We start from the raw sequence: 25,594 nt of genomic DNA, 5'->3' as shown, positions 1-25,594 counted from the left end.
GGCAGGACGCGGCAGAATTGGTTAAGATACCTGACCGTCATAATATAAATAACTTATTGTTTTACTAAATATTTTTAATGGCTAGTTTTTGATAGCCAAATTTTGATAGCCGATTTTAGGCAGTGGCATGAACACAAGGAATAGCGTATGACAAAAAAAACGTGGTTAAACCATCGATTTGACATCAATTTGCCTGTATGGACGGTGGTTGCGCCCGTGCTGGCGATCGGGCTACTAAGCCTGCTGTTATTATTTCATCCTGCGCATGGGCTGATTGATGCAATCACAGCCGTTTTGCTGATGGCATCGGTGTTCGCTGCGGTGCATCATGCTGAGGTCATCGCCCATCGGGTTGGTGAACCATTTGGTACGTTGGTGTTGGCGGTGGCGGTCACGCTGATTGAGGTGGCGTTGATTGTGGTTTTGATGAGTGGTAGCCCCATTGAAGACCGTGCGGTATTGGCGCGTGATACTGTGTTTGCCGCTGTCATGTTGGTGTTTAATGGCATCATCGGGCTGTGTTTGTTGATTGGTGGCTTGCGCAATTTTGTTCAAAAATATGAATTAGAAGGCGTAAATAAAGCGGTGGGCGTGCTGCTGACCATGTCGCTGATTGTGTTTATTTTGCCTAACTTCACTGAATCAATAGGCGGCGGTCTGATGCTGCATTCGCAAGCGATTTTTATTGGCATTAGTTCGTTTATTTTGTACGCGGCGTTTATTTTTACCCAAACCGTGCGTCATCGCGATTATTTTATTGCCAGTGAAGGGGAGGACAATCACTTAACGGATAATATGCGCACGGTGGCCGTTAGTGCGGTGTGGTTGGTGTTAGCGTTGGTTGCGGTGGTGGGGCTTGCCAAGATGTTATCGCCGCTGATTGAGGCGACGGTAAATGACTTTGGATTGCCCAAAATCATCATTGGGATTATCATTGCGGCGTTGGTGCTGTTGCCTGAATCGGTCGCTGCCGTCAAAGCAGCCTACAACAATCGTTTACAAGTGAGTTTAAATTTGGCATTGGGTTCGGCGATGGCATGTATCGGGCTGACCATCCCAACGATTGTGGCACTTACGGCGTTTACGGGTGACCCGTTGGTGCTGGGGCTGACGGCAAAATACAGCTTAATGCTAATCATCACCTTGGTGATTACCAGCAACACGCTGCGCACGGGTAAGACGACGTTTTTTTCAGGTGTGGTGCATTTGGTGCTATTGGCGACGTTTATTTTCTTTTCAATTGTGCCGTGATTGGGACACAGCTATTTTAACTTTTAGACAAAAATAGGGGTTCACGCAAACCGTAAACCCCTATGAATTTGTATATGGTAGGCCCAGCAGGACTTGAACCTGCGACCAAAGGATTATGAGTCCTCTGCTCTAACCAACTGAGCTATAGGCCCAACATGGGCGCGTGCTTGACGCTCCAGCAAGTAAGCCCATTATCATACCGTAAAAAATTTTTTTTGCAACGATTTTAAGCGGTCGGCAAGGTTTTGATGGTCATGATTTACCGCTAACCACCAACATCGCGCCCATACGGATATTGTCCGAGCGCTCCAAGTTTTCGCTATACAACGCCGATGCCGTGCCACCGTCCAAAAACAGCGCGTTATCACAGCGCAGTTGCTCTTTAAACAATCGGGCAAATTGATAAAAACTGACCCACGTGTCACTGATGACAAACTTAACGCGCCCATCTTGGCACACGCCCACACCATTACGCAGCTTGGCGGACGTGCTTTGTGGGTCAAAACTGGGATGAATTTTGCCATCAATCACCAACATAGGACCCGATTGCGTGGCATAGGTTGGTCGAAGCCCGTTTGCCAGTTGTTTTGCCATGGCTTGGCTTTCGGTGATGTGATAGCCACGATCATCCCACCAAAACACGCCATTGGGCAGCAGATGAAAATTGCCCGCGCCATTTTTGAGGTTTAATGAGCGAATCTGTTGCCCGCCAATCACCGTGTAGCCAATCGGCGCGTACTTGCTGTCGTACATGCCTGCATTCATGGCAAATTGCACTTGCCCAAGCTGCTTGCGCCGCGCGAGCGCTAGTAGATTATCAAACGTCAGCAGCGGCTGGTTGCTTGGGCTGTCACGCCAAACAAGGCGCAGGGTTTGGTTGGATTTTGGGGCAAATTCACACAGCGTATAAGCAAATGGCTTTTTGAGCGCGCGGCAGGGTGGCTCGGGCGTGTTGGCGGTGCGATAGCTGCCCCCGAGCAGCGCAGCGGCAACCGATGCTATACCGATAACAACGCCCCACGTTTTTGCCATCATACCCGTTTGCCTTTTGAGATTGTCGCCAAATCACGGATTTTAAAGGTATATTGTAGCAGGTTTAGGGCAGTTGGGTGACAAATTGTTAAGCTATCGCACGGTTTTTTAGGCGTATAGCTGGCAAAATCCACCAAAACAAAGTGCAAAAAAAGCCCAATAAAAAAGAGTGTGATTTACGCCCAATCACGCTATAATAGCCAAAATTTGCGCAAACGTATTGATGAACTTTGACCGAATTTTGTTATTTTTACCTGTTAAAATTAAAGGAAAAACACAATGGCAATCGAACGCACTTTATCAATTATCAAGCCTGATGCCGTGGGCGGCAATCACATTGGCGATATCTACAGCCGTTTTGAAAAAGCAGGCCTGCGCATTGTTGGCGCAAAAATGCTGCATTTGGACAATGACAAGGCAGGCGGATTTTATGCCGAGCACAAAGCGCGTCCATTTTATAATGATTTGGTGAAGTTTATGACTTCAGGCCCTGTTTTGGTGTCGGTGCTTGAAGGTGAAAACGCGGTTGCCAAACACCGTGAAATCATGGGTGCAACCAACCCTGCTGATGCTGCCGAAGGCACAATTCGCCGTGATTTTGCCAACAGCATTGATGAAAACGCAGTACACGGTTCAGATTCGACCGCATCGGCGGCGCGCGAAATCGCTTATTTCTTCAGCGATGATGAAATCTTGCCCCGTACGCGCTAAACTGGCGGTTTGGTTAAACTGGCAACGGTTAAACTGGCAACAAAGACACGTGGGGAAGTGCTAGCATGCTACGTATCGGACAAGGCATTGATGTGCATGCCTTTATTGACCGTCAAACGCCCGACCAGTACGTCACACTGGGCGGCGTGCGTATCCCCCATACCCATAGCCTGCTGGCGCATTCTGATGGCGATGTGGTGTTACACGCACTTTGTGACGCACTACTTGGCGCACTAGCGCTGGGGGACATCGGGCAGCTATTTCCCGACAATGACGCACAGTTTAAGGGCATTGACTCTTGTGTGTTGCTCAAAGAAGTCTATGCCCGCGTGCGTGCGCAAGGCTATGTGCTTGGCAATGCCGATATCACCGTGATGGCAGAACGCCCCAAGCTTATGCCACACCGTGCTGCCATGCAAGCGCGTATCAGCGAGGTATTGGCTTGCGCACCCGAGCAAATCAGCGTCAAAGCGACAACGACTGAACGACTGGGCTTCACAGGGCGGCAAGAGGGCATCATGGCAAGCTGTGTGGTGCTGCTAACCCAGCCCGATTTGCCCTAAACAAGCCAAAATCAGCCCATGGCTGGTTTGACTATTGATTTTGTGTGCCGTCGGGCTTATATAGGGCCTAACGCATCGTACGTTTTAATTTTTTCGAATGAGCCAAAGGTATCACCATGACTGCAAATGCCAGCGATATTGAACAAACCATTCGTGACCAAATTGCCAACCACAGCGTGTTGCTTTATATGAAAGGCACGCCGCAGTTTCCACAATGTGGATTTTCAGCGCGGGCGGTTGAGGTTTTGACCCAAATTGGTCGCCCTTTTGCCTTTGTCAATATCTTAGAAAATCCTGAAATCCGTGCAACGTTGCCAAAAATCGCCAATTGGCCAACGTTTCCTCAGTTGTGGGTGGCAGGGGAGTTGATTGGCGGTAGCGATATCATTTATCAGATGTTCCAAGATGGTGAGCTGCAGCCGTTGATTGAAGCCAATAGCCCTGCGCTATAAGTTTTTATTAGCGTCAATAAGGTTAGGGCTGCTTCGGTGGCCCTATTTTTTCCCATCGTTTTTATCTTTGAATTGAGTTTGGCTAATTATCTAGCTGTGCATTGTCTATGTATCAAGTGCTTGCCCGCAAATACCGCCCGAAAAACTTTCATCAGCTGTTGGGGCAAGAGCATGTCAGTCAAGCGCTGATTAATGCGATTGACCAACGCCGCTTGCACCACGCGTATTTGTTCACGGGCACGCGTGGGGTGGGCAAGACCACGATTGCGCGGATTTTGGCCAAATGCCTCAACTGTGAAACGGGTATCACCAGCGAGCCATGTGGCGTGTGCCATACGTGTCAGGCGATTGATGCGGGGCGGTTTATTGATTTGATTGAGATTGATGCCGCCTCACGCACCAAGGTGGAGGATACGCGCGAGTTGCTTGACAACGTGCCTTACGCGCCGACCCAAGGGCGTTATAAGGTGTATCTGATTGACGAAGTGCACATGCTGTCCACGCACAGCTTCAATGCGCTGCTCAAGACGCTAGAAGAACCGCCCGAGCATGTCAAGTTTTTGTTAGCCACAACCGACCCACAAAAATTGCCCGTGACGATTATTTCACGCTGTTTGCAATTTGTCTTGCGTCCCATGCTTGCCAATCAGCTGGTGGCGTATCTTGGGCAGATTTTGCGTCAAGAGCATATCGGCTTTGATGAAGCCGCGCTGTGGCAGTTGGCAAACAGTGCCAAAGGCTCAGTGCGTGATGCGCTGTCTTTGACCGACCAAGCGATTGCGTTTGGCGGTGGGGTGATTCATGCCGATACCATCGAGCAGATGTTGGGGTTGATTGATCAAGCCGATCTGGTGGCGTTGCTGACGGCGATTGCCACCCAACAGCTTGATGCCGTCAGCGTCATCATGCGCCAGTTACGCGCGCAAGTGGTCGATGCCAAAGCGGTGATGGACACGCTAGCGGATATTTTGCACCAAGTGGCGTTGGTGCAGGTGTTGCCATCGCTGGATTTGGCGGCAGATATGGGCTTGCCTGCGCATGAGGCAGACAAGCTTGCCGCGCTTGCCCGTCAGATTGCCCCCCCGTTGGTGCAGTTGTATTATGATATCATCGTCAAGGCGCGTGAGCAGTTGGCATTGGCAAATACGCCACAACAGGCGCTGGATATGTGTTTGTTACGTCTGTTGGCGTTTAAGCCGCTAGCACCGCAGTTTGTCCCCGTTGCCGAGCCGATAGCTGCGTCTGCTGCGCAACCATTGCTGGATAAGACGAAAAACGTCGCCTTGGCTGCGCAAAATTTGGTCGCTGACCCAAGCGCAAATTTTACCGCTCAGCCATCTATCGATAACCAAACGGCTGCCAGTTTAGCCACCCAGCCAACCAACAAGGCAAACCATGTGGCATCAAATACCGATGATGCTGGCGTGGCACAAGCGCCTAAGCCCAATAAGCCAAGCGAGCAGGATTTTGACCCAAAGCTAGCACTTAAGCCACACACCAACCCTCAACCTTGGGTAGCTATCGAACCACCCGTTGCCGCCGCTGACGACAACTTGACACCCACTATTGCCACAACCCCGAGTTTGGCTGAGCCACCTTCAAATCCACCTGCGACTAATCAGCCGCCAACAGCCGATATTGAGCCTACACTGGCTCATGATGAGCCAAATTTATCGGCAGATACATCCCAAAATCTAGATAATCCAGATATAAACGCGCAACGTCTAGCGGCCAGTGACGCACAGCCGCCTGCGGTATTTGATTTAACAGCGCCCACTAAGTCTGCTGACAACCCCGCCACAACGCCACAGCGACCAGCAGCGTCTCCGTTTGACGTATTGCACCCTGCGGCGCAAACGCTGGCTGGCGACTGGACACCTGCCAAGTGGGACTATTGGGTGTATCAAGCGCGCGAACACGGCTGGCTAGCAAATGACGAGCTGACCCTTGCCAAACACGGCAACATGCAAGGCGTGATTGGTGGCGCAAGTGAATTTATCACCGCCGATCGTGTGCTAAGCGATAGCATCGCGTTTGAGAATTTGGTCAAAGCACTGCGCAAACAGTTTAGCACTAGCACAGTCAAGCTGACCCTCAGCGAGCAACAGCCCGCACACGCTACCCCAGCACAAGCCGATGATGAGCGTAAGCAACACGCCTATGACCTCGCCCGTGCGCAAATCAGCCAAAGCCCCGTCATGCAGGCATTGAATGCGCAGACACCGATAACGGATTTTGTCGTAGCCTTAAACCCGAATACCAACGATACCCATCAGCCGAATTAAGCACGTATGACCTACACCGCGTTGTGCGCGTTATTTAGCTAAAATGTATTTTATAGAAAGAAATGTTTACAAACAAACAATAAAATTCCAGTAAGATTGTTTAAATGTATTTCATAAATGCGTATAATACAGCCTTAACGCTTAAACGTTAAACCATCAGTTTTACGATACACAACCAAGGTCATTATGTTAGATAATTTAAGAGGTATGGCGGTATTCGCCAGCGTGGTGCGTCACGGCTCGTTTAGCGGTGCCGCCAAAGAGTTGGGCATCACAACCAGCGCGGTCAGCCAGCAAATTCGCTCTCTTGAAAACGATTTGGGCGTGGTGCTATTGCACCGTTCGACCCGTAAGCTCAGCCTAACCGAGGCAGGTGCAAGTTTTTATGAAAGTGCCAAAGATGTGGTTGCCGCTGCCGAACAAGGGCGTATCCGCGTCAATCAACTGCGTGATGAGCTAGCAGGCAACCTGCGCATCGCAACCACGCCAGAAATCGCGGTCAATCATCTATTGCCTGCGCTTTCGTCATGGATGGCAGCGCATGATGATTTGACCATTCACTTTGAAGCCGATAACCAATACGTTGATTTGATTGAAGAGCGTATTGATATCGCGCTACGCATGACCCCTGCGCAAAACGACAGCAGCGTATCAATGACACCTTTGACCGAGGTGCGCCAACTGCTTGTGGCCTCACCCGACTATTTGCGCCAGTTTGACAAAATCACTGACCCCAAGGCATTAAGTGAGCTGCAAATCATTGGTATTAGTCTACTAAAAGACCCTGTTCAGCTGGATTTGACCAGCGTTGAAGGCGGCAAAAAAACCCGAGTGAAGCTCAATTCACGCATCCAAACCAACAACGTCATGATGGCAACCACCTTGGCAAAAGAAGGCCATGGTGTGGTGCGTTTGATGTCGTTGGATGTACAAAAAGAGTTGGCAAGCGGTGAATTGGTTGAAGTCTTACCAGGTTATCAGCTACCAAGCTATATGCTGTACGCTGTCACACCCAACCGTGAGCAGCAGCCTGCCAAAATCACACGCTGTTTAGAAGTTTTGACCAAATACTTTAGCAAAATTTAATCAAAATTGCATCAAAAAAAACGGCTTGTCGATGGCAAGCCGTTTTTTTTGGTTGAATGTTAAGCCGTTGGCTTGCGCGCAAACGGCATGGGTTTTGCTTAACTAAGAGACGCGCTTAGCGGTGGGTGATGGGCTGGGGGTTGGGTGAGCATTGAGCTGACGGCGCAAAATACGGCGCAATTCTAAAATTGCCTGTGGGTCGGTGTGGATATCATGTTTACCGCTAAAGATTTTTTCACTTTCTGCGCCATCTAGGTGTGAGCTGCTATACGGCACGACACCGTCGGATAGATTGCTGGTTACACCCGTTTTGACCTGTTGTAGCAGTTGCTGGTTTTCATCAAGGCGCGCTTGTGCGGCTTGTAGATTGGCAGAGTTATAAAACGTTGCTGCAGGGTTATTGGCAGCGGCTTTACTTTGCTCCAGCGCGTTCAGCAAATCTTTGTCATTCGCGCCAATTAGCACATTGGTGGTGACGCGTGGGGTGACGTGCAAGTTTTTGGTCAGTTGAACAAAAAACGATTGATCGCTTAGCTGACTGGCACCATTTTGCAAAAACAGCCCTGCTAGTGGATTATTTGCCAATTCCCCTTCGGTAAAAATACTGGTCAAGTTTTGGCTAACGGTTTGCAAAAAACCTGCCGGTAGGTTAATCAGCCGCCGAAGCGCGCGGGCAAACCAGCGGTCGGCAAAGTCTGTACCGCGAAATGGCGCATTGATAAAAATCGCCCGATCCACTTGCGGCATGGCGTGCAGTATAAAGCGGTCGTTAAATTCTTCACGACTGGTGACGGTCTGCTCAAGCTGGCGCATGGCATAGGCATCGGGCGCATTGGGGTTTTGGTTAATCAAATCGCGCAACCGAGGGCGCAAGTCATCGTTTGACACCAACATACGCCCAATGACACCGCCCAGACTATGCCCAACCAAAACCGCGTGCTGGCTGGCAGGTGCGTCGCCTGCTGGATCGACTTGCCTAAACGCCGCTTGCAACAGCCTCGCAATTTGGTAGCGGTTTTCTAAAATTGGCAGGTTGGTCGGATAAAATACTTGCCAAACTTGATAATTATCACGCAATGTTGGGTCATTAAAAATATCGTTGGTCAGACTAATCCATGTTTCAGGGCTGGATGCCAGACCGTGTAGCATGACAATAACGCGCTTGTTGGGGTTGTACGGCTCTAGCATAAACACATGCGGCTGGGTGGTCTGAAAATTCTTGCTGAGCATGTTAAGCTTGCTAATCGGGCTTAATGAATTATCACTAAGCCACATGCCATACGCCGCCGAAAAATTGGCCGACAGTGCCACAGGATGCCCCAGTATGGTGGCACGGCGTGTTTCAAACGGGTCATAGATGCTCAGGGTAAAATCATGCGTGGTGAGTAAATCGTCCAACGTCTCACCCTGCGGCACCAACAGTAACGTTACAGGCAAATGCCCCAATGAGTGAATGCGCTCTTGTAACGATAAATCATTGCGCTGGCTGTTGAGGATTTGGTTGCGGACTGATACCGTATAGCGGTCATCCAAAATCAGCACATAATCAACACCAAAACCATCGCGGCGGCTGATACTATTAAACTGCGATAAATTTAATTGGTTACTGGATACCAGCCGCGTTGGCAGACGCGTTTCTTGCGTTGATAGCTGACCCAAATTGATACGAATACGGTTGTCATTGACTTGATAGCTGGGTTCAAATCGGCGTTCATACAGCCGATCGCCCAGTTCATCCAATGCCGCATTATAGATATCTTTGATTTGTACATCGCGTTCGCGCGGCGGATAGATGACATCGCTTGTCGTCAGCGCGTTTGTGGAGCTGGTGTCCGTGCTAGATGGCGCAGGTTTTTTAATCCAATCATACATCAGATAAATATAAGCAAAGCGCACCGCCTGTAGCATGTCATCTTCTATCGCCGCTTGGCAATCAATTGGTCGCTCACCCGTCTTGGGGTCGGGCGGTGGCGGCGCATCGGCGACGTATTGTTTGGCATAATCGGTCGCCAGTTCGCGTGGCGATGGGCTGCAGCGATAGCCATCTTTGAACCGCAAAGCAGCAGAATAAAACAGCTCACTGTACGCGCCATACAAGGATTTATCATTGCTAAAATTCGCTTTTTGCAAGCTGACAATACAGCGCGGCATATCAGCGATGCAGTCATCAGCTTGCAAGCCTGCGCCAAGCAGTCGGCTTTGGGTGTCGTTACTCAAGCGCTGGCTGGTTAAGACATCGGCACGCTGCGCCATGATGGCTTGTGCGGTGCTGCGTTTGCCAACGGGAATGGTTTGACATGCCGACAGCGACAACACGCTGGCAGCGGCAAGCGTTGTGAGGCTAAGCTGCACAAAATGCCGCCAGCCAGCCAGCGGTTGGTGAGCCGCCGATAAACCAAGCATACAGGTTATAGAATTCATGAAAATAGCACAGATGCGATGATGGGGCGGCCTTTGGCGACACCCAACCCAATCAAGGTGATAAAAAGTCAGACTATTTTACCCAAGTTATCAACCAAAAAATACCCTATCAAACTGACTGATAGGGTAGATTATCGCTAAGCTAAATTGTATCTTAAACGCTTTATCAATAGGATAAAATTATCAGCGCTTCAGATTAGCCGCTGGAATTTCCCAAATGTAGTATTTGCCGCTATTGACGATGTCAAGCTGCGCGTCGATATAAGGGTCATTGGGGTATTGCGCTTTAAAATCATTTAAACGGCGAATGGCATTGTCGCGCTTATCATCAAGCAAATCAGCCTGTGCCAAGCTTTGGGTCGCCTCCTTGTAGCCCATGCGCTCAGCCTTTTCAAGGTATTTAGCACCCTCTTGGAAGCCGCCACCTTCTGCCAGCATTGTACCGTATAAGAAATTGGCTTCGGCGCTGTCATCAAGTCTTAGCGCGCGGCTGACATAGTTGCTGGCGCGTACCGCATAGTTTGAACCCAAATCAAGGTTACGCCCTATCGCGTTGAGCTTTACTGCGCGTAACAGTACATCATAAGACGCATTGGGGCGAGCGGCATACGGCTCAATCCACCCCGTTAATTGCTTGAGACGCTGGGTGGTGTTGTAGCGGTCGGTGCGACTGGCAAAAACAGGCGGATAGTGGCGTGCTTTGGGCGATGCTTCTGCCAAAAAATCATCAATCACACTGACATCAAGCTCTGCGCCATTGGCATCGGTGGTGGCAGGCACGATGACGGTTGGCACGGTGGAGACATTGCTAACACGCAAGGTTGGCATGGGAACATTTTGTAAGCCCTGTGCCGTTACATTAGTACCGACCCAAGTCACGGCATTGACTTTGGGGTAGCTGACGGTGGTCAGGGTTGGCTCAGTGGCCAAAATCACCAAATCATCGGCAGGTACGGGGGGCGCGATGGTTGCCTCGGTGTCTGATACCGCGCTATTGGCTACAATTTTGGCAGATTTTTTGGCGTTAATCTTGCTTGCGCTTGAGGTCGTGCGCTGTTTGGCTGCTTGGGCAGGGGTTGGCGCAAGCAGGCTTGCACAGGCGATGGCGATGAGGGCAGGGGTAAAACGTTGCAACATACAATCAATCCTTACAAAACACCGCAATATCAATATAAATAATGGCTACGGTGATAGGTGGTTATAAAAAATTTCGGCATGCGAACACCGTTTTGACTATAAAATATAGGATTTTTATGGGTAAAAACGGCATGGCAGATACGATGACGCAAAAACGTTAGCCTGTCAGTAGTCCGATTGTTACACAGCTGCTTAGGGCATCAATGCGCGCCACACGACAGCCAGCATTGTTGGCAACAAGCCCTTGATTTCATACCGTCAAGGGTCGGCGCGCTGCCTCAAAAATCAGTTGGCGGTACTGTGTGGCACAGGCTCATTGGTCGCTAGTTGTGCAAAGTTGGTGTCAGCGTCGGGCTCAGAGGCCGCCTCCTCAGGGCGTTTGCGTGCAACGGCTTGCGGCGGCTTGCCATCATCGTTTTTAGCTTCGCCGTTTTTATCGTCTTTGATGGGCTTGCCTTTGCTATCAACGCGGCGCTCACCGTCGTCGGTCAGCTCAATGGTTTCTTGCTCTTGTTTTTTGGATTTGGCGCGGTTATCCACCGAGACCCATTCAACTGGCGTATCTTGTAGGGCTTTTGCGGTGTAGTCCATCCAAATCGGTAAGGCTGCCACACCGCCAAATTCACGTCGTCCTAGACCCATCGGCTGGTCAAAACCCACCCAAACAATCGTCACCATATTTGGGTTGATACCTGCAAACCATGCGTCTTTGGCTTCGTTAGTGGTACCCGTTTTACCACCGATGTCTGAGCGATTTAACGCAAGCGCGCGTCGTCCTGTGCCTCTTTGCACCACGTCACGCAAGATATTTGCCATGTTGTAGGCGTTGCTGGCAGAGATAATCCGCGGTGCTTGCTGTGCGGTCGTTAGCTGCTCAACAGGGGCTTTGAGCTTGTCTGTGTCGGGGCCTGCGTCGTATAGTTGTGCTTGTAGCTGCGCATTACGGGCTTGTAGGGCAGCGGCAGTTTGGGCAGCTTGCTCTTCGGGGGTCAGCGCTTTGCTGTCTTGGTCTTTGTTTTTGCTGTCTTTTGCTTGCTGCGCTTGCTTCTCTTTTTCTTTGTCCGCCTTTTCCTTGTCTTTATCAGGATTGGCTTTATAACCTGCTAGTGGGTTATCGTTGAGCAAGTCGGCAGGTTCTTCAGGTTTTTTAGTGCTTGTGTCTAATGTACCTGCGGCCATGGCTTGTAGTTTTTCTTCATGCTGTTTGAGCAAATCGGCGTTGGTTTTTTCTAGCTGCTGATTAAAGCAGACCGCACAGGCTTGCTGTGGGTTGGCTTGGTACAACAAGCGGTTATGGTAGTCAAAAATCTGCTCGATAAAGTACGGCTGAATGCGATGCCCGCCATTGGCAAAGGTTGAGTAACCTGTGGCCATCTGGACTGGGGTCGCGTCACCTGCCCCCAATGCTAAGGACAAGGTGGTCGGCATTTTATCTTTTTCAAGCCCAAACTGATCCAACAGCTCACGCGTCCGCGGTACGCCTGTGGATTGTAGGACGCGAATTGACACCAAGTTGCGTGACATATACAAGCCTTTGCGTAGCGGAATCATGCCGAGGTTGCGCCCATCGGCGTTTTTTGGTGTCCAGTCACCCACTTTAAGCGGGCCATCAGAAATCAGTGTGTCGGGGCTAAAGCCTTTTTCTAGCGCGGCGGTATAAATCAAGGGTTTGATGGTTGAGCCGGGTTGGCGATAGCCTTGCAAGGCGCGGTTAAATTTACTTTTATAAAAGTCAAAACCGCCGACCACGGCAAGCAGCGCGCCGTTTTCGGGGTTGATAGATACCAGTGCACCTTCAACAGCGGGCACTTGTACCAATGACCATTCATTGCTGCTGCCACGACGGGTGACATAGACGATGTCATGTGGTTGAAGGATGTTATTTGAGGTATAAGTGGCATCGGGCGTTTTGTAGTGCAAAGTCGCCCATCGCTGTCCTGACCACGGAATTTCAATCTGGCTGCCATTTTGCATGACTGCTTGTGCGGTGCCGCCTGCAGGCGCTTTGATAATTTCAACAGGATACAACCCATTCATGATAGGGTAGTTGGCAAGCTTGGCAGGATGCGCTTTATCACGCGTGTTGCCCAACGCGCCGCGCCAACCGTGGCGGCGATCATAGGCAAACAGCCCGCGTTTTAGCGCATTTTCGGCATATTGCTGTTTGTCACTGTCAATGGTCAAACGCACGCGCCAGCCTGAATCAATCACGCCCTCGCCGTATTGCTCAACCAACGCAAAACGCGCCATTTCTGCCAAATACGGGAAGTTTTTATCAAGTTTGGCTTGATAGAGGTGTAAGCCGATTGGCGCGGCAATCGCCTCTTCATACTGCGCTTGGCTAATCGCGCGGTTTTTTAGCATTTGTCCCAAAATCCAGTTGCGTCGCTCAAGGGCGCGTTTGGGGTTAGCCACGGGGTTGTATTTAGACGGTGCTTTGGGCAAGCCTGCAATCATCGCCATTTCGGCAACCGTAAGGTTATCCAGTGACTTGCTATAGTACTGTTTGGCGGCGGCTTTGACACCATACGCGCCCATCCCAAGATAGATTTTATTGACATACAGCGTCAAAATTTCTTTTTTGGTGAGTTGTTCTTCAATTTTACGCGCCAAAAACAGCTCAGTGAGCTTACGGTTGAGGGTGCGCTCAGGCGATAAAAAGTAGTTTTTGGCAACCTGCATGGTGATGGTTGAGCCGCCTGTTTGCCCCTCATCGTCAGATACAGCCTCTGTTAAAGCGCGCCCAATACCTTTAACGCTAATGCCGCTGTGTTCAAAAAACGTCGCATCCTCAGCCGCCAAAAACGCATCAATCATGGTCTTAGGCAGCTGCTCATATGCCACAGGCAAGGACATGGTATTGCCGTACTGCCCAATTAGCTGATTGTCATGGGTATAAATCTGCAGCGGCATGGCAAGCTTGGCTTGCTTAAGCTCATCCAAACTTGGCAGCGTTGGCGTGATATACATTGCCATACCATAAAATCCGATAGGTAGGGCAAGCATCAACAGCAAAAACAATGCCACAAGACCTAGGCATACATTGAGCAAAAAAGACAGCCAAAGCGGACGAGATTGAGCAGTTTGCGGCATATTGAATAAGGCTTGTAGCAAAATAAAATCACATTATAACCAAAATTGGCAAGCGTCGCGCAAATGTTGATGAAATTTTTTTGTTCTTGCTTTTTATCAAGTTAGGTAAACTTAAATAAACCTGTCTTAAACGATGAAATCACATGATGCAGCGTTTTTAACATAGCCGCTTGCGCGCTTATGAAAAACTAGCTTCTTAAAGCCAAACAATCAGCATTCGCGCTAGACTGGGTGAAAAATAGCAGGTTATCTGATTTTTACGCCATTTAGGAAAATGAGCAATAAAAAACATTGAAATGTAATCTAAACTACAGTAAGGTATCGGCATTTAAGAATAGTTACCTACCGCGGCACAATAAGGAACATTATTGTGAGGTTTTTTACAAAAAACAACAAGCAGCTCATTGGGGTCGATGTCACAACGACGAGCGTAAAAGTCGTTGAACTCACCCGTCAGCAAGGTTTATTTCACCTCAAAAACTACGGTATTGCGCCGCTACCGCATGGCTTGGTGGCGGATAAACGCATTGTAGATGTCGAGGCGGTTAGTGATATCCTCGCCAATCTTACGCGTTCGCTAAACTTATCAACCAATCAAGTGGCAACCGCCGTTGCTGGCACGTCAGTCATCAGCAAAGTCATTGAAATGGACAGTGATCTCAATGACGTTGAGCGCGAGGCGCGGATTCGCTTGGATGCCGAGCAGTATATCCCGTATCCACTAGACGAGGTCAATATTGACTTTGATGTCCTAGGACCGTCAGCCAATAGCCCAACGATGGTAGATGTGCTGCTTGTGGCATCGCGCAGCGAAAACGTCGATCAATGCGTTGAGCTGATGAGCCTTGCAGGTCTAACTACGAAAGTTGTGGATGTTGAAGCTTATGCGATTGAACGGGCGTTTGGTTTAATTGTTGATGGTCTGCCGGTTGCAGGCGAGGCGCAGCATGTCGCGCTCATCGATATTGGACATAACCAAACCACGCTGTATATTGCACGCGACGGGCAGTTTATTTATAGCCGTGAGCAGCTATTTGGCGGTGCACAGCTCACCGAGAGCATCCAAAGCCGCTATGGATTGACGCCTGAAGAGGCCATGCAAAGCAGACGCAACGCAAGTTTGCCCGCCGATTACCACACTGACGTGTTAGCACCGTTTATAGATTTGGTGGTGCAGCAGATTACACGCGCCTTGCAGTTTTATTTTTCGACCAGTCAAAGCCATCACATCAATCATATCTTGCTAGCAGGCGGTACAGCGAATTTGTCAAATCTTGCCTCACAGGTTGAGCGCAAGCTGGGCAATCCCACCAGCGTTGCCAATCCGTTTTCGCATATGACGATTGCACCACATATCGACACCATGGCATTAATTGCCGATGCGCCAAGCTTGTTGGCTGCGTGTGGTTTGGCGTTAAGGAGTTTTGACTGATGGCGCGCATTAACTTACTGCCTTGGCGTCAAGAGATTCGCGAGCGCAAAAACAAAGAGTTTATGACACTGCTTATTGCTGTGTTGCTGCTGTCATTATTGGGCGCTTTTGCGGCGTGGAGCTATTTTAACCGCGAGCTTGAGCAGCAGCAACAAGCCAATGAAAGCATCAAACAGGCCAATACAGATTTAGATAAAGCCTTAGAGAAGATTTCAACGCTTGAGCAGCAGCGCAATGACATCATCGAGCGCATGAAAGTCATTCAAGACTTGCAAGGTCGCCGCCCTGTGCCCGTACACGTGTGGGATGATATCGCGCGCCTTGTGCCAGCGCAGATGTACCTTACCAACATGAAACGTGAAGGCGATGTCATCACATTCACGGGGCAAGCGGACGACCCCAATGTGGTATCAACCTTTATCCGTAACTTAGACGGCTCACAGTGGCTAGCAGACTCAGCGGTAGTCAGCTTAAGCCAACCCAATGCGGTGGCGTACCAAAACCAAACCGCCCGGTCTACCGCGCCCAATAACGCCAACGGCACAGGGGCTGAGCCGCGCCCTGAGTACCCTGAAGATAAATATATCACATTTGTTGTGACGACCAACATTGCCAGTGCGCAATCTGCCAGTACAGTTGCCAGCACAGCGATAGCGACTTCTTCTGCCGCATCGGCGGATACACCAGCCAGCACTGCCAGCACGGCTAAGGAGTAACTGATGGTTAAATTAACCAAATCTACCCGTAAGCCGCTATTTGGCAGAACCAAAACCACCAAAACCACGCCACTAACAGCAATCAAACCTGCCAAAAAATCGTTTGATTTAAAAGCATTTGCTGATAGCTTTAAATCGCTGGATCAAAATAACTACGGCAGCTGGCCGCTACCTGTAAAAATCACCGTGCTGGCTTTTATTGTGGGGCTGGTTGCCATGCTAACTTGGTTCTTACCAATCAGCAGCAAGCGTGATGAGATTGCCTCAGCAGAATCTGAGCAGCAAACTTTGCTTGATCAGTACCGTGAAAAAGAATCCAAAGCGCGCCACCTCAAAGAATATGAAGACCAAGTGGCAAAAATGCAAGCAGATTTTCGTGAACTGCTCAATCAATTACCCAAAGAGACACGAATCTCAGATTTGGTTGATGGTATCAACATGGCAGGTATGAGCAGTAACATTCGCTTTCAAGACATCAAGGTTGAACCAGAGGTATCGCAAGAGCTGTTTATTGAGCAGCCGATTCGCATCGCCGCGGTGGGCAATTATCACGAATTTGGGCAGTTTTTAAGCGGACTTGCCAAGCTGCCGCGCATCATCACCTTACATGACTTTGAGGTCACCAATCCGCAGCCAAGCCTTGATCATCTGCCTGAGCTGAATTTGGTGCTTAATACCAAAACCTATCGCTCAAAAGAAATCACCGAAACCGCAGGCAAAGATGCAACCGACGCAGCACAGGAGGCGAAATGATGTCACACCACGCATGGCAAGCATTCGCCTTGACTGGGCTGATGTTAGCGGCACTAACAGGCTGTCAAGACCGCGTTGCCTTGGCGCAGCAAGATATGCAAGATATCCGCAACCAACCTGCCCAACCGATTCAGCCGCCACCAGAGCCCGAGGTGATTGAGGCGTTTAATTACAGCGCGCAAAACCTGCGCAGCCCGTTTATGCCGCCAAGCCAAATGCTACAGGCGACCCAACAAGAGCAAATCCAAGGCGTGCGCCCCGATGCCACCCGGCTCAAAGAACCGCTTGAGCAGTTTGAACTCAATGAGCTTAGCTACAAAGGCACGATGATGTCACAAACGGGTCAGCAGGTTGCGCTGATTCAACGCCCAGATGGTAGCATTGCCACGGTCGGCGTGGGCAATTATTTGGGTAAAAACGATGGCCGCATTGCCGAGATCACACCTGCTCAGATAAACATTATTGAAATCGTACCAGACAGCCGTGTCGGCTATGTCGAAAAGCCCAATACCTTGGTGGTAGCCGCCAATTAAGATGACCCAGCTAAAACCGTTAAAAAGATGATAAAGGATGTTGCCATGACCATGTTTGCGTATTTGCGCCGTAATCATTTTCATTTGACTCGGTCAAAATCGGCTAAATTATCGGCTGTCAGTCTAGCGGTCAGTGCAGCGCTAGTAAGCCCGACAGTGTGGGCGGCTGATACCAGCATCAATGCCATCAGCGTAAGCGAGCCGCAGCCTGGTGTCACTGAGTTAAACATTGATTTTTCCAATCAGCCGATTAAGCCGACCGCCTATGAGCTTGACAACCCTAAGCGGTTGGTGCTTGACTTTAATAATGTCGATCAAACATTAAACAACCGTCTGACGGCATTTAATCAAGGCAACATCAAAGAGGTAACCGCAATTGAAGGCGGCAATACCACACGCCTAATCATCGGTGTCAATGACCAGCAAGTGCTTAGCACACGCACAGCCGATCATCGTCTGGTTGTCACCATGCAAGCGCCCAATGTATCTGCGCCACCTGCGCCAGTTGAAATGGCATCCGCCGCGCCAGTGGTCGCCACACCGCCTGCCGTGCAGCCCGTTGCCGACAAAGATACCGCCCAAGCAGCGCGTGACACGATGGTGGTTAAAGTCAATCCGCTGCTCAATCCTGCCGCCAGTTTTTCACGCAGCTACAATTATGATGGTTTAAGCTCTATTAGTGTCTCACCGCAAGGCAACGGCAGCACGATCACCATCAACGTCAGCAATCCTCATATCCCCCTTGATGTCCAGCGCAGCGGCGATGAGCTGGTGGTGCGCATGACAGGTGCAACTGTGCCTGTACGCCTACAACGCCAAACCGCAGGGGCAGGCATTGTGCAAAACGTGGTGGCCAGCAACCAAGGCAACAACGGGGTGATTCGCATCGTCATGAATGGCGATTATGAATACAAAGCCTATCAAACAGGCAGTCAGCTTAGTATCAATGTCACACCGCCCAAGCGCTTGACCGAACCAACCCTTGAAGAACGCGTCTACACAGGTGAGCCTTTATCACTTGAATTCCAAGATGTCAGTGTGCGCACGATTTTAGAAGTACTGGGGCAACATACCAACACCAACATCATCGCCAGTGACTCGGTAAGCGGTAACATCACCTTGCGTCTGATTAATGTGCCGTGGGATCAAGCCTTAGATATTATTTTAAAAAGTAAAAACCTAGACAAGCGTGTCAATGGCAATGTGATTTGGGTCGCGCCTGCCGAAGAGCTACAGGCGCAAGAACAAGCCCAGTTACAAGCCCTACAAAAAAATAAAGAACTTGCGCCACTGCGCACCGAATTTATTCGTCTAAACTACGCCCAAGCTGATCAACTGCGCCAGATGATTGAATCACGCCGTAGCGCAACCAATGACAGCGGCAACGGTTCATTGTTATCGCCGCGTGGTACGGTGACGATTGATGCGCGTACCAACACGTTGATTGTACAAGACACCGCCGAGATTATCAGCAATATCCGCGAGCTGGTCAATAAGCTTGATATCCCTGTCCGCCAAGTCATGATTGAGGCGCGTATTGTCAGTGCCAATGATGGTTTTAGTAAAGAGATGGGCGTTAAATGGGGCATTTTGTCCAACGGGCTGCATAAAAACCGTGACTTGTTGGTTGGCGGTTCGATGCAAACCGTGAATGAATTGAAAAAATATGACATGCAATCCATCACGGTGAACGGACAGAGTATTTCTTATCCAGAGTATACCATCACCCGCCCCGATAACCTCAACGTTAATTTAGGCACAGTGGCTGACCCGGCAGGGCGCATCGCATTTGGTTTGCTGAGCATTTCAGACTTACTGCTTGATCTTGAGCTATCGGCCATGCAGGCAGACAATAAAGGTGAAGTGATTTCAAGCCCCAAAGTGCTAACCGCTGATAAACAAACCGCCAAAGTGATGTCAGGCACGCAAATTCCTTATCAAGAAGCGGCCGCCAGTGGGGCAACTTCAACCAGCTTTGTTGAGGCGGCCTTAAGTCTTGAGGTGACACCAAACATCACCCCCGATGGGCGCATTGGCATGCAGCTCAACATTGAAAACGGCTCACCAACCATCATCAATGGCGCGACCGCGGTTGCCAAAGATTCAATCCAAACCAACGTGGTGGTGGATGATGGACAAACGGTAGTGCTAGGCGGCGTGTTTAAAAACAACATCACCAATGGCGTGACCAAAGTGCCATTTTTGGGCGATATTCCTTATATCGACCGTTTCTTTAAGCGCACCAGTAAAACCAACACCAAAGAAGAGTTGCTTATTTTTATTACACCCAAACTCGTCAATGATAACCTAAGCCGTGTGCGTTAAGCGCTGCCCCAAGCACCGAAAGTGTGCGCGTGCTGTATGGTAGTTTGCCGCAAATCATCGTATAATGACGCTAAGTAATACGATGATTTGTGGTTTTTTATGCAGACACGACCGCCGCTTTTGGTGCTTATAGGCCCGATGGGTGCAGGTAAAACAACGATTGGCAAACTACTTGCTCAGCAGTTGGGCTACGATTTTTTTGACAGCGACAAAGAAATTGAAGCGTCAGCAGGCGCAAGTATCGGCTGGATTTTTGATAAAGAAGGCGAGGCAGGTTTTCGTGAGCGTGAAACGCGTATGCTGGCACGCTTGACCGAGCAAGACGGGCGTGTGATTGCCACAGGAGGCGGCGCGATTACAACACTTGCCAATCATGCTTTGCTCAAACGCGGATTGGTGATTTATCTCAACGCCAGTGTGGATACCCAGTACGCCCGAACCTGCCGCGACCGCAACCGTCCGCTATTACACACCGAAAATCCTAAGCAACGCCTAGCCGAGTTGTTTGCGGTGCGTGCGCCAATTTATCAGCAGTTGGCAGACCTAGAAATCATAACGGGGCATACCTCACCGCGACGGTTGGTGCAAGAGATTATCGACCAACTTGCGCAGCCTGCTGGCGTGCCGACGCATCCTTTAACCGATAGCCTGACCGATAACGAATTGACCCAATGACATCAGCGCAGCCTTCACACGTTTATCATACCTTGCTTGTCCATGCACAGGCGCATCATTATCCGATTGTGATTGGACAAAACTTGCTGGCGGAGTTTGATTTTGCGCCCTATATTCGCGGTAAGCAGGTTTTGGTGGTCAGTAATGATACGGTCGCGCCGTTGTACTTGGAGGCGGTATTAGCCAGTTTGCCGCAAGACAAAATCGTCCAAACGTGCATTTTGCCCGATGGCGAGGTGTACAAAACCCAAGCGTCGATAGATAAAATATTTGATGCGCTGATGACGGCGCACTTTAACCGCGACTGTACGCTGATTGCGCTTGGTGGTGGTGTGATTGGGGATATGGTGGGTTTTGCCGCAGCGTGCTTTATGCGTGGGGTGGATTTTATCCAAATTCCCACCACCTTATTGGCACAAGTGGATTCCAGCGTTGGTGGCAAAACAGGCATCAATCATGCATTGGGTAAAAATATGATTGGTGCGTTTTGGCAGCCGCGCTTGGTGCTGGCGGATATGGCAACGCTTGCGACATTGCCAGCGCGCGAATTGTCGGCAGGTTTGGCAGAAGTCATCAAATACGCGCTGATTGGTGATGTTGAGTTCTTGGCATGGCTTGAGACCAATATGGCGCGCTTGTTGGCGTTAGACACCAAAGCCTTGGCGTATGCCGTGCTAACTTGTTGTCAGCACAAGGCAAATTTGGTTGCCGAGGATGAATTTGAGGCAGGGCGGCGCGCGTTGCTGAACTTTGGGCATACCTTTGGGCATGTCATCGAAACGCACATGGGCTATGGCAGTTGGTTACACGGTGAGGCGGTAGCGGTGGGAATGCTACAAGCCATGCAGCTAGCGCAGCGTATTGGCTGGCTTTCGGCCAATGACGTTGCCCGTGCCAAAACGTTGATTGCTGCCGCCAAGTTGCCCGTCGTGCCGCCTGCGATTGCGGTGGATACCGCGCTGGATTTGATGCAGCATGACAAAAAGGTACAGGCAGGCAAAATCCGTTTGATTTTACTCAAAGCCTTGGGGCAGGCGGTGATTACCGCAGATTATGACCCAATGGCACTGCGTGCGGTGCTAGCAGGTGAGGCAGTCGCAGCGTAAGCGATTTGCCGTGGTGCGTTATTTTTGCGCTGTGTTGGTTATTATAGGCTGATTTTACAAGGCTAATTCATGATTGCGACGTTATCAAACGCCTACCGTTCTTGGGCATTTCGGGTCACCATTTGGCTGTTATTTGCCGCAGCGGCAGGCGGGCTGACCTTTTTGGTTTGGGGCGCAGCGCAAGTCAAACCAACGCTAACCAAGCAAGGGCAAACCGCCGATAACCCGATTATCCCCGATCCGACTGCTTTATTGGCGAGTAAAGCGCCCAATGAGACGGTCGAACTGGTCAAGCCCGTTAAATTTGACGCGATTATCCGCGATATGCGTAATTATCCTGCGGAATTTAAAGACATCAATTTTATCAAAGCCAATAAAAACAAATACACCGTACAGGTGATGAATGTCGGTGAGCATGATGTGGTCGCAGATTATCTGCTGACCCGTGGGGATCGCAACCAGTTTAACTACTTTCGTATCGCCGATGGGGGTGCTAAAGCCAATCAAGACAGTAAACAAGATAATATAGATGGGCAAAAACGCTATGTTTTGACCTATGGGTTATTTGCTAGCCAAGCTGAAGCCAACACGGCCAGCCGCAGCGTACCGTTTGATTTGCCACCAACGGTGAAGCCGATTGTCGAGGCAATCAGCGTGTATGAGCCAATTATGGATGATTATGAAATCAGCCTACCAGTGCAAGATTTGAGCAATGCGCCGCGCGCGGTCAGACTCAATAAAACCGACAAAGAGCTGCCTGCGCCCAAAGCCAAACCAAAACCAAAAACCGACAGCAAGTCAAAAACAAGCGACAGCAGCAAGTCAAATGACAAAGCAACCAATCAAGCGCAAAACAAGCCCAAAGACAGCGACAACACAACAAAACCTGCGCGAAGCATCAAAGAATCAGCCAATAAACAAGACACGTTGTCGATTCAAGAAACCCGTGCACCGCGCAGCAGTGAATCGCGTCCACTGCCTGTAGAAAGTAGCCCACCGCCCAAACTACCACCCGAACCACCGCGTGAACGCCCTGCGCGCAGTAGCGAGGGCGGCAGCTCAAGCGGTAATAGCGGTAACAGTGCTGGCGGTGGCAGCACAAGCGGCAGTGCGGGTGGCAACTAGCCATCTGTTGCGCTGATTTTGGTTGGTGGGTTTGAGTCATAAGCAGTTGGGTCATAAGCAATCGTGGTAAACGTCAAACGCCTATTGGGTGAAACGCTGATTTACGGTATTGGGGCGATTTTGCCGCGTGTCATCACGTTTTTGCTAAATCCGCTGTATATCCATTACATTGACAAACAAGCGTTTGCGGTATTTACCAGCCTGTATGCATGGATTGCGTTTGTTAATATCGTGCTGACCTTTGGTTTTGAGACCGCGTATTTTCGCTTTGCGGCCGTTAAACCTAACCCCGACCAACCAGTCGATACCCAAACCACCAAACAAGCCGCCGTTGCCCAAGAGTCGCGCGTATTTAATACAGCGTTTTGGTTTGTGGCAGGGCTTGCCAGCACGTTTTTGATCAGCGTTTTGGTCTTCAATCAGCCCTTAGCCAATCTGTTGGATTATGGCGCACATCCTGAATTTGTGCGCTGGATGGCGTGGATTGCGTTTTTTGATGCGCTGTGTATGCTGCCGTTTGCGTGGCTGCGTTTTTATGGCTATCCTGTGCGCTATTCGTTGGTGCGGGTGATGGCGATTGTGCTACAAACTGCGGTGGTGATTGCCCTGTTTACGGTAGTACCCACATCCGTCGCGGCAACATTTGGGCTGACCGCACAAGTTGCGTATCCGTTTTATGCCAATTTGCTGGCCAGTATCGCCACCTTTGTTATGCTGTTGCCGATTGTCGCCCGTGTGCGGCTGCGCTTTGATCGTGCGCTGTTTCGCCAGATGGTGGCGTATTCTTACCCTGTGATGCTGGCAGGGCTGGCATTCATGGTCAATGAAAATTTTGACAAAATCATCCAATATTATTTGATTGATAAAGCCGATGCAGGCGCGTATGGTGGCTGCTACAAGCTTGCCGTGTTGATGACGCTGTTTGTCACCGCGTATCGGATGGGCATTGAGCCGTTTTTGTTTAAACAAATGCAATCGGCGGATGCTAAGCAGACCTATGCGCGTATGACGGAATACTTTGCGTTGTTCGCCTCTGTGGTGGCACTTGGTATTATTGCCAATATTGGCTGGCTCAAGCGGCTGTTTATCACCGATGCCAGCTATTGGACGGCGATTGGCATTGTGCCGATTATCGTCATCGCCAATTTGTGTTTTGGCATTTATTATAACCTCTCAACCTGGTATAAGGTGACTGACCGCACGTTGGTGGGCTCGGCGATTTCATGGATCGGTGCAGGCTTAACCATTGGGCTACATTTGCTGTTGCTATCGCGGTATGGCTTTATGGCATCGGCGTGGATTACGCTGGCGGTGTACGCGGCGATGATGGTAATTTCTTATGCGTTGGGGCAGCGGTTTTATCCCATCGCGTATCGGGTCAAAAAGGTGGGCGCGCTGCTTGCGGTGATGGTGCTGGCAAGTGGGTTGGTGGTGTGGTCGGGCTATGCGTTTTGGTGGTCAAATCTGCTGCTGCTTGGCTATATCGTCTTGCTTGGCTACAGCGAACGCAAACTGCTGTTGCCTATGTGGAGCAAAGTGAAGCATCACCTACCGATGTTGGGTTAAACTTTTAAGCGTTTTAAAATAAAATAAGCGTTTTAAAATAGAACAAAAGCTAAAAAATCAGAACCCTTGCGTGAGGTGAATACGATTGATTGGCTAACAGGTAGAGCAGACAAGAAAATTATTAGGTTAAAAAAGGCATTAATTATGGCACGTGCCTAGCTAGTACAACCTAGGCGATAGGTGCAGAAAACAGGGGAAGAATACAGGCTCAAGTAAGACACCAGTGGTAGAAAAATCTTCTGCTGAAAAGAACGTCTAAAAGCTTATGACTGTGCTAAAAATTTTATTACGGCAGTTCCTAAAATAAAAAAGACAAGCACGGTTAGCGGTTGCCTTTTTTATTTAATCTGTTAGAAAAACTTAGTCGATTTGCAACGCCTCACCAAACACCACGCCTTCATTAAGGCGCAGTTGCAAGCTATCGGTGTAAGTGACCGACAAGGGCTGCGCACCGTCCACGCCCAATTGCCGTAAGCGCTGCGCCATCGGGTGGGTTGATTGGCCAACCGTCAAGACAAAATCGCCTTTGCCTGCAAGTTTCGCGCCGTTGATGGTGCGCGTGTTGGACGTTGCGCGAATCAAATCGCCGTCAAGCTCGGAATACAAGACCAAGTCCGACCACGGTGCAGGCACACGGTTACCAAACTGCCCTTGTAAGCGCACAATATCTTGCGTGTTGTCCTGTGGGTGTTTGACCGCGCCCATAAAGCCGTCATCGCTCAATCTAAAGTCAATCTCGGTGACAAATTTGGGGTAGCCCCAGCCTTCGACACCTGCCACGCACGCCAATTTGTCTGTTACAGGCAGATCCACCACCCAAAACCCCGTGTTGCGGCGGTCGGTGGGTAACGCCATGTCCAGCAATGGCAATTTGGATTTGGCATGGTAGCCTGCCTGTTTGGGGCGCACCAAAATCACAGGCGAGACTTCAAAATACGGGTTGCCATCGGTCAGTTCACGATAATCATAAAACGCAATGCTAAACAGGGCTTTGTTGCGCGCTAATTTAATCACCTCAACCTGATGGCTGCGCACGACTTGTTGGGCTTTTTTATAATCTACCAAAAAAAACGCAATCAAGCTGGAGGCGTCAAAGTACTTGACGGGCAAGTGGTTCACATCGCCTGTGCTAAGCGGCTGTTGTTTGACAGCTTGTTGAAAAAAGGGGTCATATTGCCATTGAGTTGTGTGGCTTTGTTTTGGGCGGTTGATGGATTTTTCCTGATGGATTGGTAGAAATTTTGCCAAAAAATTCATTGGGTTATCCTTAAAGTTTGAAAAATTCAGTGTAAAACAAAATTGCGTTACATCGTGTATCGCTGTGTGTTAGCC

At 49.8% G+C, this 25,594-nt stretch carries 20 protein-coding genes and 1 tRNA gene; 15 read left to right on the top strand and 6 right to left on the bottom strand.

What is annotated here, in order from left to right:
• Positions 1 to 147 precede the first annotated feature (147 nt).
• Positions 148 to 1,251 carry a calcium:cation antiporter gene (locus AC5L4R_RS04380; RefSeq protein WP_494472849.1) on the top strand — a complete coding sequence of 368 codons (1,104 nt, stop codon included), beginning with the start codon at positions 148 to 150 and terminating at the stop codon, positions 1,249 to 1,251.
• A 75-nt stretch (positions 1,252 to 1,326) separates the two neighbouring features.
• On the opposite strand, the gene AC5L4R_RS04375 is transcribed toward AC5L4R_RS04380, so the two are convergent.
• Together AC5L4R_RS04375 and AC5L4R_RS04370 are read right to left on the bottom strand one after the other, a co-directional pair.
• Positions 1,327 to 1,403: transfer RNA gene (locus tag AC5L4R_RS04375), tRNA-Ile, on the bottom strand.
• 100 nt (positions 1,404 to 1,503) lie between these two features.
• Positions 1,504 to 2,286: a phosphodiester glycosidase family protein gene (locus AC5L4R_RS04370; RefSeq protein ID WP_494472848.1), complete on the bottom strand. Its 783-nt coding sequence runs from the start codon at positions 2,284 to 2,286 to the stop codon at positions 1,504 to 1,506.
• 276 nt (positions 2,287 to 2,562) lie between these two features.
• Between AC5L4R_RS04370 and ndk the strand changes: the two genes are divergently transcribed.
• From ndk to AC5L4R_RS04345, 5 genes are all read left to right on the top strand, one after another.
• A complete protein-coding gene (gene ndk / locus AC5L4R_RS04365) occupies positions 2,563 to 2,994 on the top strand; it encodes a nucleoside-diphosphate kinase (protein WP_494472847.1) in 432 nt (143 codons plus the stop codon).
• 65 nt (positions 2,995 to 3,059) lie between these two features.
• Complete coding sequence (gene ispF, locus AC5L4R_RS04360; RefSeq protein ID WP_494472846.1) at positions 3,060 to 3,557, top strand: 2-C-methyl-D-erythritol 2,4-cyclodiphosphate synthase; 498 nt, start codon at positions 3,060 to 3,062, stop codon at positions 3,555 to 3,557.
• 116 nt (positions 3,558 to 3,673) lie between these two features.
• Positions 3,674 to 4,009 (top strand): Grx4 family monothiol glutaredoxin, encoded by a 336-nt coding sequence (gene grxD / locus AC5L4R_RS04355; protein ID WP_494472845.1) that lies wholly within the window; start codon positions 3,674 to 3,676, stop codon positions 4,007 to 4,009.
• A 107-nt stretch (positions 4,010 to 4,116) separates the two neighbouring features.
• Positions 4,117 to 6,294, top strand: a complete 2,178-nt coding sequence (gene dnaX, locus AC5L4R_RS04350) for a DNA polymerase III subunit gamma/tau (protein ID WP_494472844.1) — start codon at positions 4,117 to 4,119, stop codon at positions 6,292 to 6,294.
• A gap of 186 nt (positions 6,295 to 6,480) precedes the next feature.
• Positions 6,481 to 7,380: a LysR family transcriptional regulator gene (locus tag AC5L4R_RS04345; RefSeq protein ID WP_494472843.1), complete on the top strand. Its 900-nt coding sequence runs from the start codon at positions 6,481 to 6,483 to the stop codon at positions 7,378 to 7,380.
• A gap of 102 nt (positions 7,381 to 7,482) precedes the next feature.
• On the opposite strand, the gene AC5L4R_RS04340 is transcribed toward AC5L4R_RS04345, so the two are convergent.
• The 3 genes from AC5L4R_RS04340 to AC5L4R_RS04330 all read right to left on the bottom strand — a co-directional run bounded on the left by AC5L4R_RS04340 (position 7,483) and on the right by AC5L4R_RS04330 (position 14,031).
• Positions 7,483 to 9,801, bottom strand: coding sequence for an esterase/lipase family protein (locus AC5L4R_RS04340; RefSeq protein WP_494472842.1), 2,319 nt, complete (start codon positions 9,799 to 9,801; stop codon positions 7,483 to 7,485).
• Positions 9,802 to 9,984: 183 nt separating this feature from the next.
• Positions 9,985 to 10,938 carry a tetratricopeptide repeat protein gene (locus AC5L4R_RS04335; protein WP_494472841.1) on the bottom strand — a complete coding sequence of 318 codons (954 nt, stop codon included), beginning with the start codon at positions 10,936 to 10,938 and terminating at the stop codon, positions 9,985 to 9,987.
• Between the two features lie 285 nt (positions 10,939 to 11,223).
• Complete coding sequence (locus tag AC5L4R_RS04330) at positions 11,224 to 14,031, bottom strand: penicillin-binding protein 1A (protein WP_494472840.1); 2,808 nt, start codon at positions 14,029 to 14,031, stop codon at positions 11,224 to 11,226.
• 367 nt (positions 14,032 to 14,398) lie between these two features.
• Here AC5L4R_RS04330 and AC5L4R_RS04325 point away from each other — a divergent pair, with 367 nt between their 5' ends.
• From AC5L4R_RS04325 to AC5L4R_RS04285, 9 genes are all read left to right on the top strand, one after another.
• On the top strand, positions 14,399 to 15,463 hold the full coding sequence (locus tag AC5L4R_RS04325) for a pilus assembly protein PilM (protein ID WP_494472873.1): 1,065 nt from the start codon (positions 14,399 to 14,401) through the stop codon (positions 15,461 to 15,463).
• Positions 15,463 to 16,179 carry a PilN domain-containing protein gene (locus AC5L4R_RS04320; protein WP_494472839.1) on the top strand — a complete coding sequence of 239 codons (717 nt, stop codon included), beginning with the start codon at positions 15,463 to 15,465 and terminating at the stop codon, positions 16,177 to 16,179. The genes AC5L4R_RS04325 and AC5L4R_RS04320 overlap by 1 nt, the downstream gene beginning before the upstream one ends.
• A gap of 3 nt (positions 16,180 to 16,182) precedes the next feature.
• Positions 16,183 to 16,932, top strand: coding sequence for a type IV pilus inner membrane component PilO (locus AC5L4R_RS04315; RefSeq protein WP_494472838.1), 750 nt, complete (start codon positions 16,183 to 16,185; stop codon positions 16,930 to 16,932).
• Entirely contained in the window at positions 16,929 to 17,465 is a 537-nt protein-coding gene (locus tag AC5L4R_RS04310) for a pilus assembly protein PilP (protein ID WP_494472837.1), read from the top strand. Before AC5L4R_RS04315 ends, AC5L4R_RS04310 begins: the two co-directional genes overlap by 4 nt.
• Positions 17,466 to 17,516: 51 nt before the next feature.
• Positions 17,517 to 19,790, top strand: coding sequence for a type IV pilus secretin PilQ (locus AC5L4R_RS04305; RefSeq protein WP_494472872.1), 2,274 nt, complete (start codon positions 17,517 to 17,519; stop codon positions 19,788 to 19,790).
• A gap of 99 nt (positions 19,791 to 19,889) precedes the next feature.
• On the top strand, positions 19,890 to 20,465 hold the full coding sequence (locus AC5L4R_RS04300) for a shikimate kinase (RefSeq protein WP_494472836.1): 576 nt from the start codon (positions 19,890 to 19,892) through the stop codon (positions 20,463 to 20,465).
• Positions 20,462 to 21,571: a 3-dehydroquinate synthase gene (gene aroB, locus AC5L4R_RS04295; protein WP_494472835.1), complete on the top strand. Its 1,110-nt coding sequence runs from the start codon at positions 20,462 to 20,464 to the stop codon at positions 21,569 to 21,571. The genes AC5L4R_RS04300 and aroB overlap by 4 nt, the downstream gene beginning before the upstream one ends.
• A gap of 69 nt (positions 21,572 to 21,640) precedes the next feature.
• Positions 21,641 to 22,696, top strand: coding sequence for a hypothetical protein (locus AC5L4R_RS04290; RefSeq protein ID WP_494472834.1), 1,056 nt, complete (start codon positions 21,641 to 21,643; stop codon positions 22,694 to 22,696).
• A 63-nt stretch (positions 22,697 to 22,759) separates the two neighbouring features.
• Positions 22,760 to 24,262 carry a lipopolysaccharide biosynthesis protein gene (locus tag AC5L4R_RS04285; protein ID WP_494472833.1) on the top strand — a complete coding sequence of 501 codons (1,503 nt, stop codon included), beginning with the start codon at positions 22,760 to 22,762 and terminating at the stop codon, positions 24,260 to 24,262.
• A gap of 360 nt (positions 24,263 to 24,622) precedes the next feature.
• On the opposite strand, the gene AC5L4R_RS04280 is transcribed toward AC5L4R_RS04285, so the two are convergent.
• Entirely contained in the window at positions 24,623 to 25,519 is an 897-nt protein-coding gene (locus tag AC5L4R_RS04280; protein WP_494472832.1) for an acetoacetate decarboxylase family protein, read from the bottom strand.
• Positions 25,520 to 25,594: the final 75 nt, after the last annotated feature.

This window comes from Faucicola sp. SE7633 (assembly GCF_059264685.1).
Note: the sequence above shows the minus strand (reverse complement) of the source record. Positions and strands in the feature narration are given on the sequence as shown.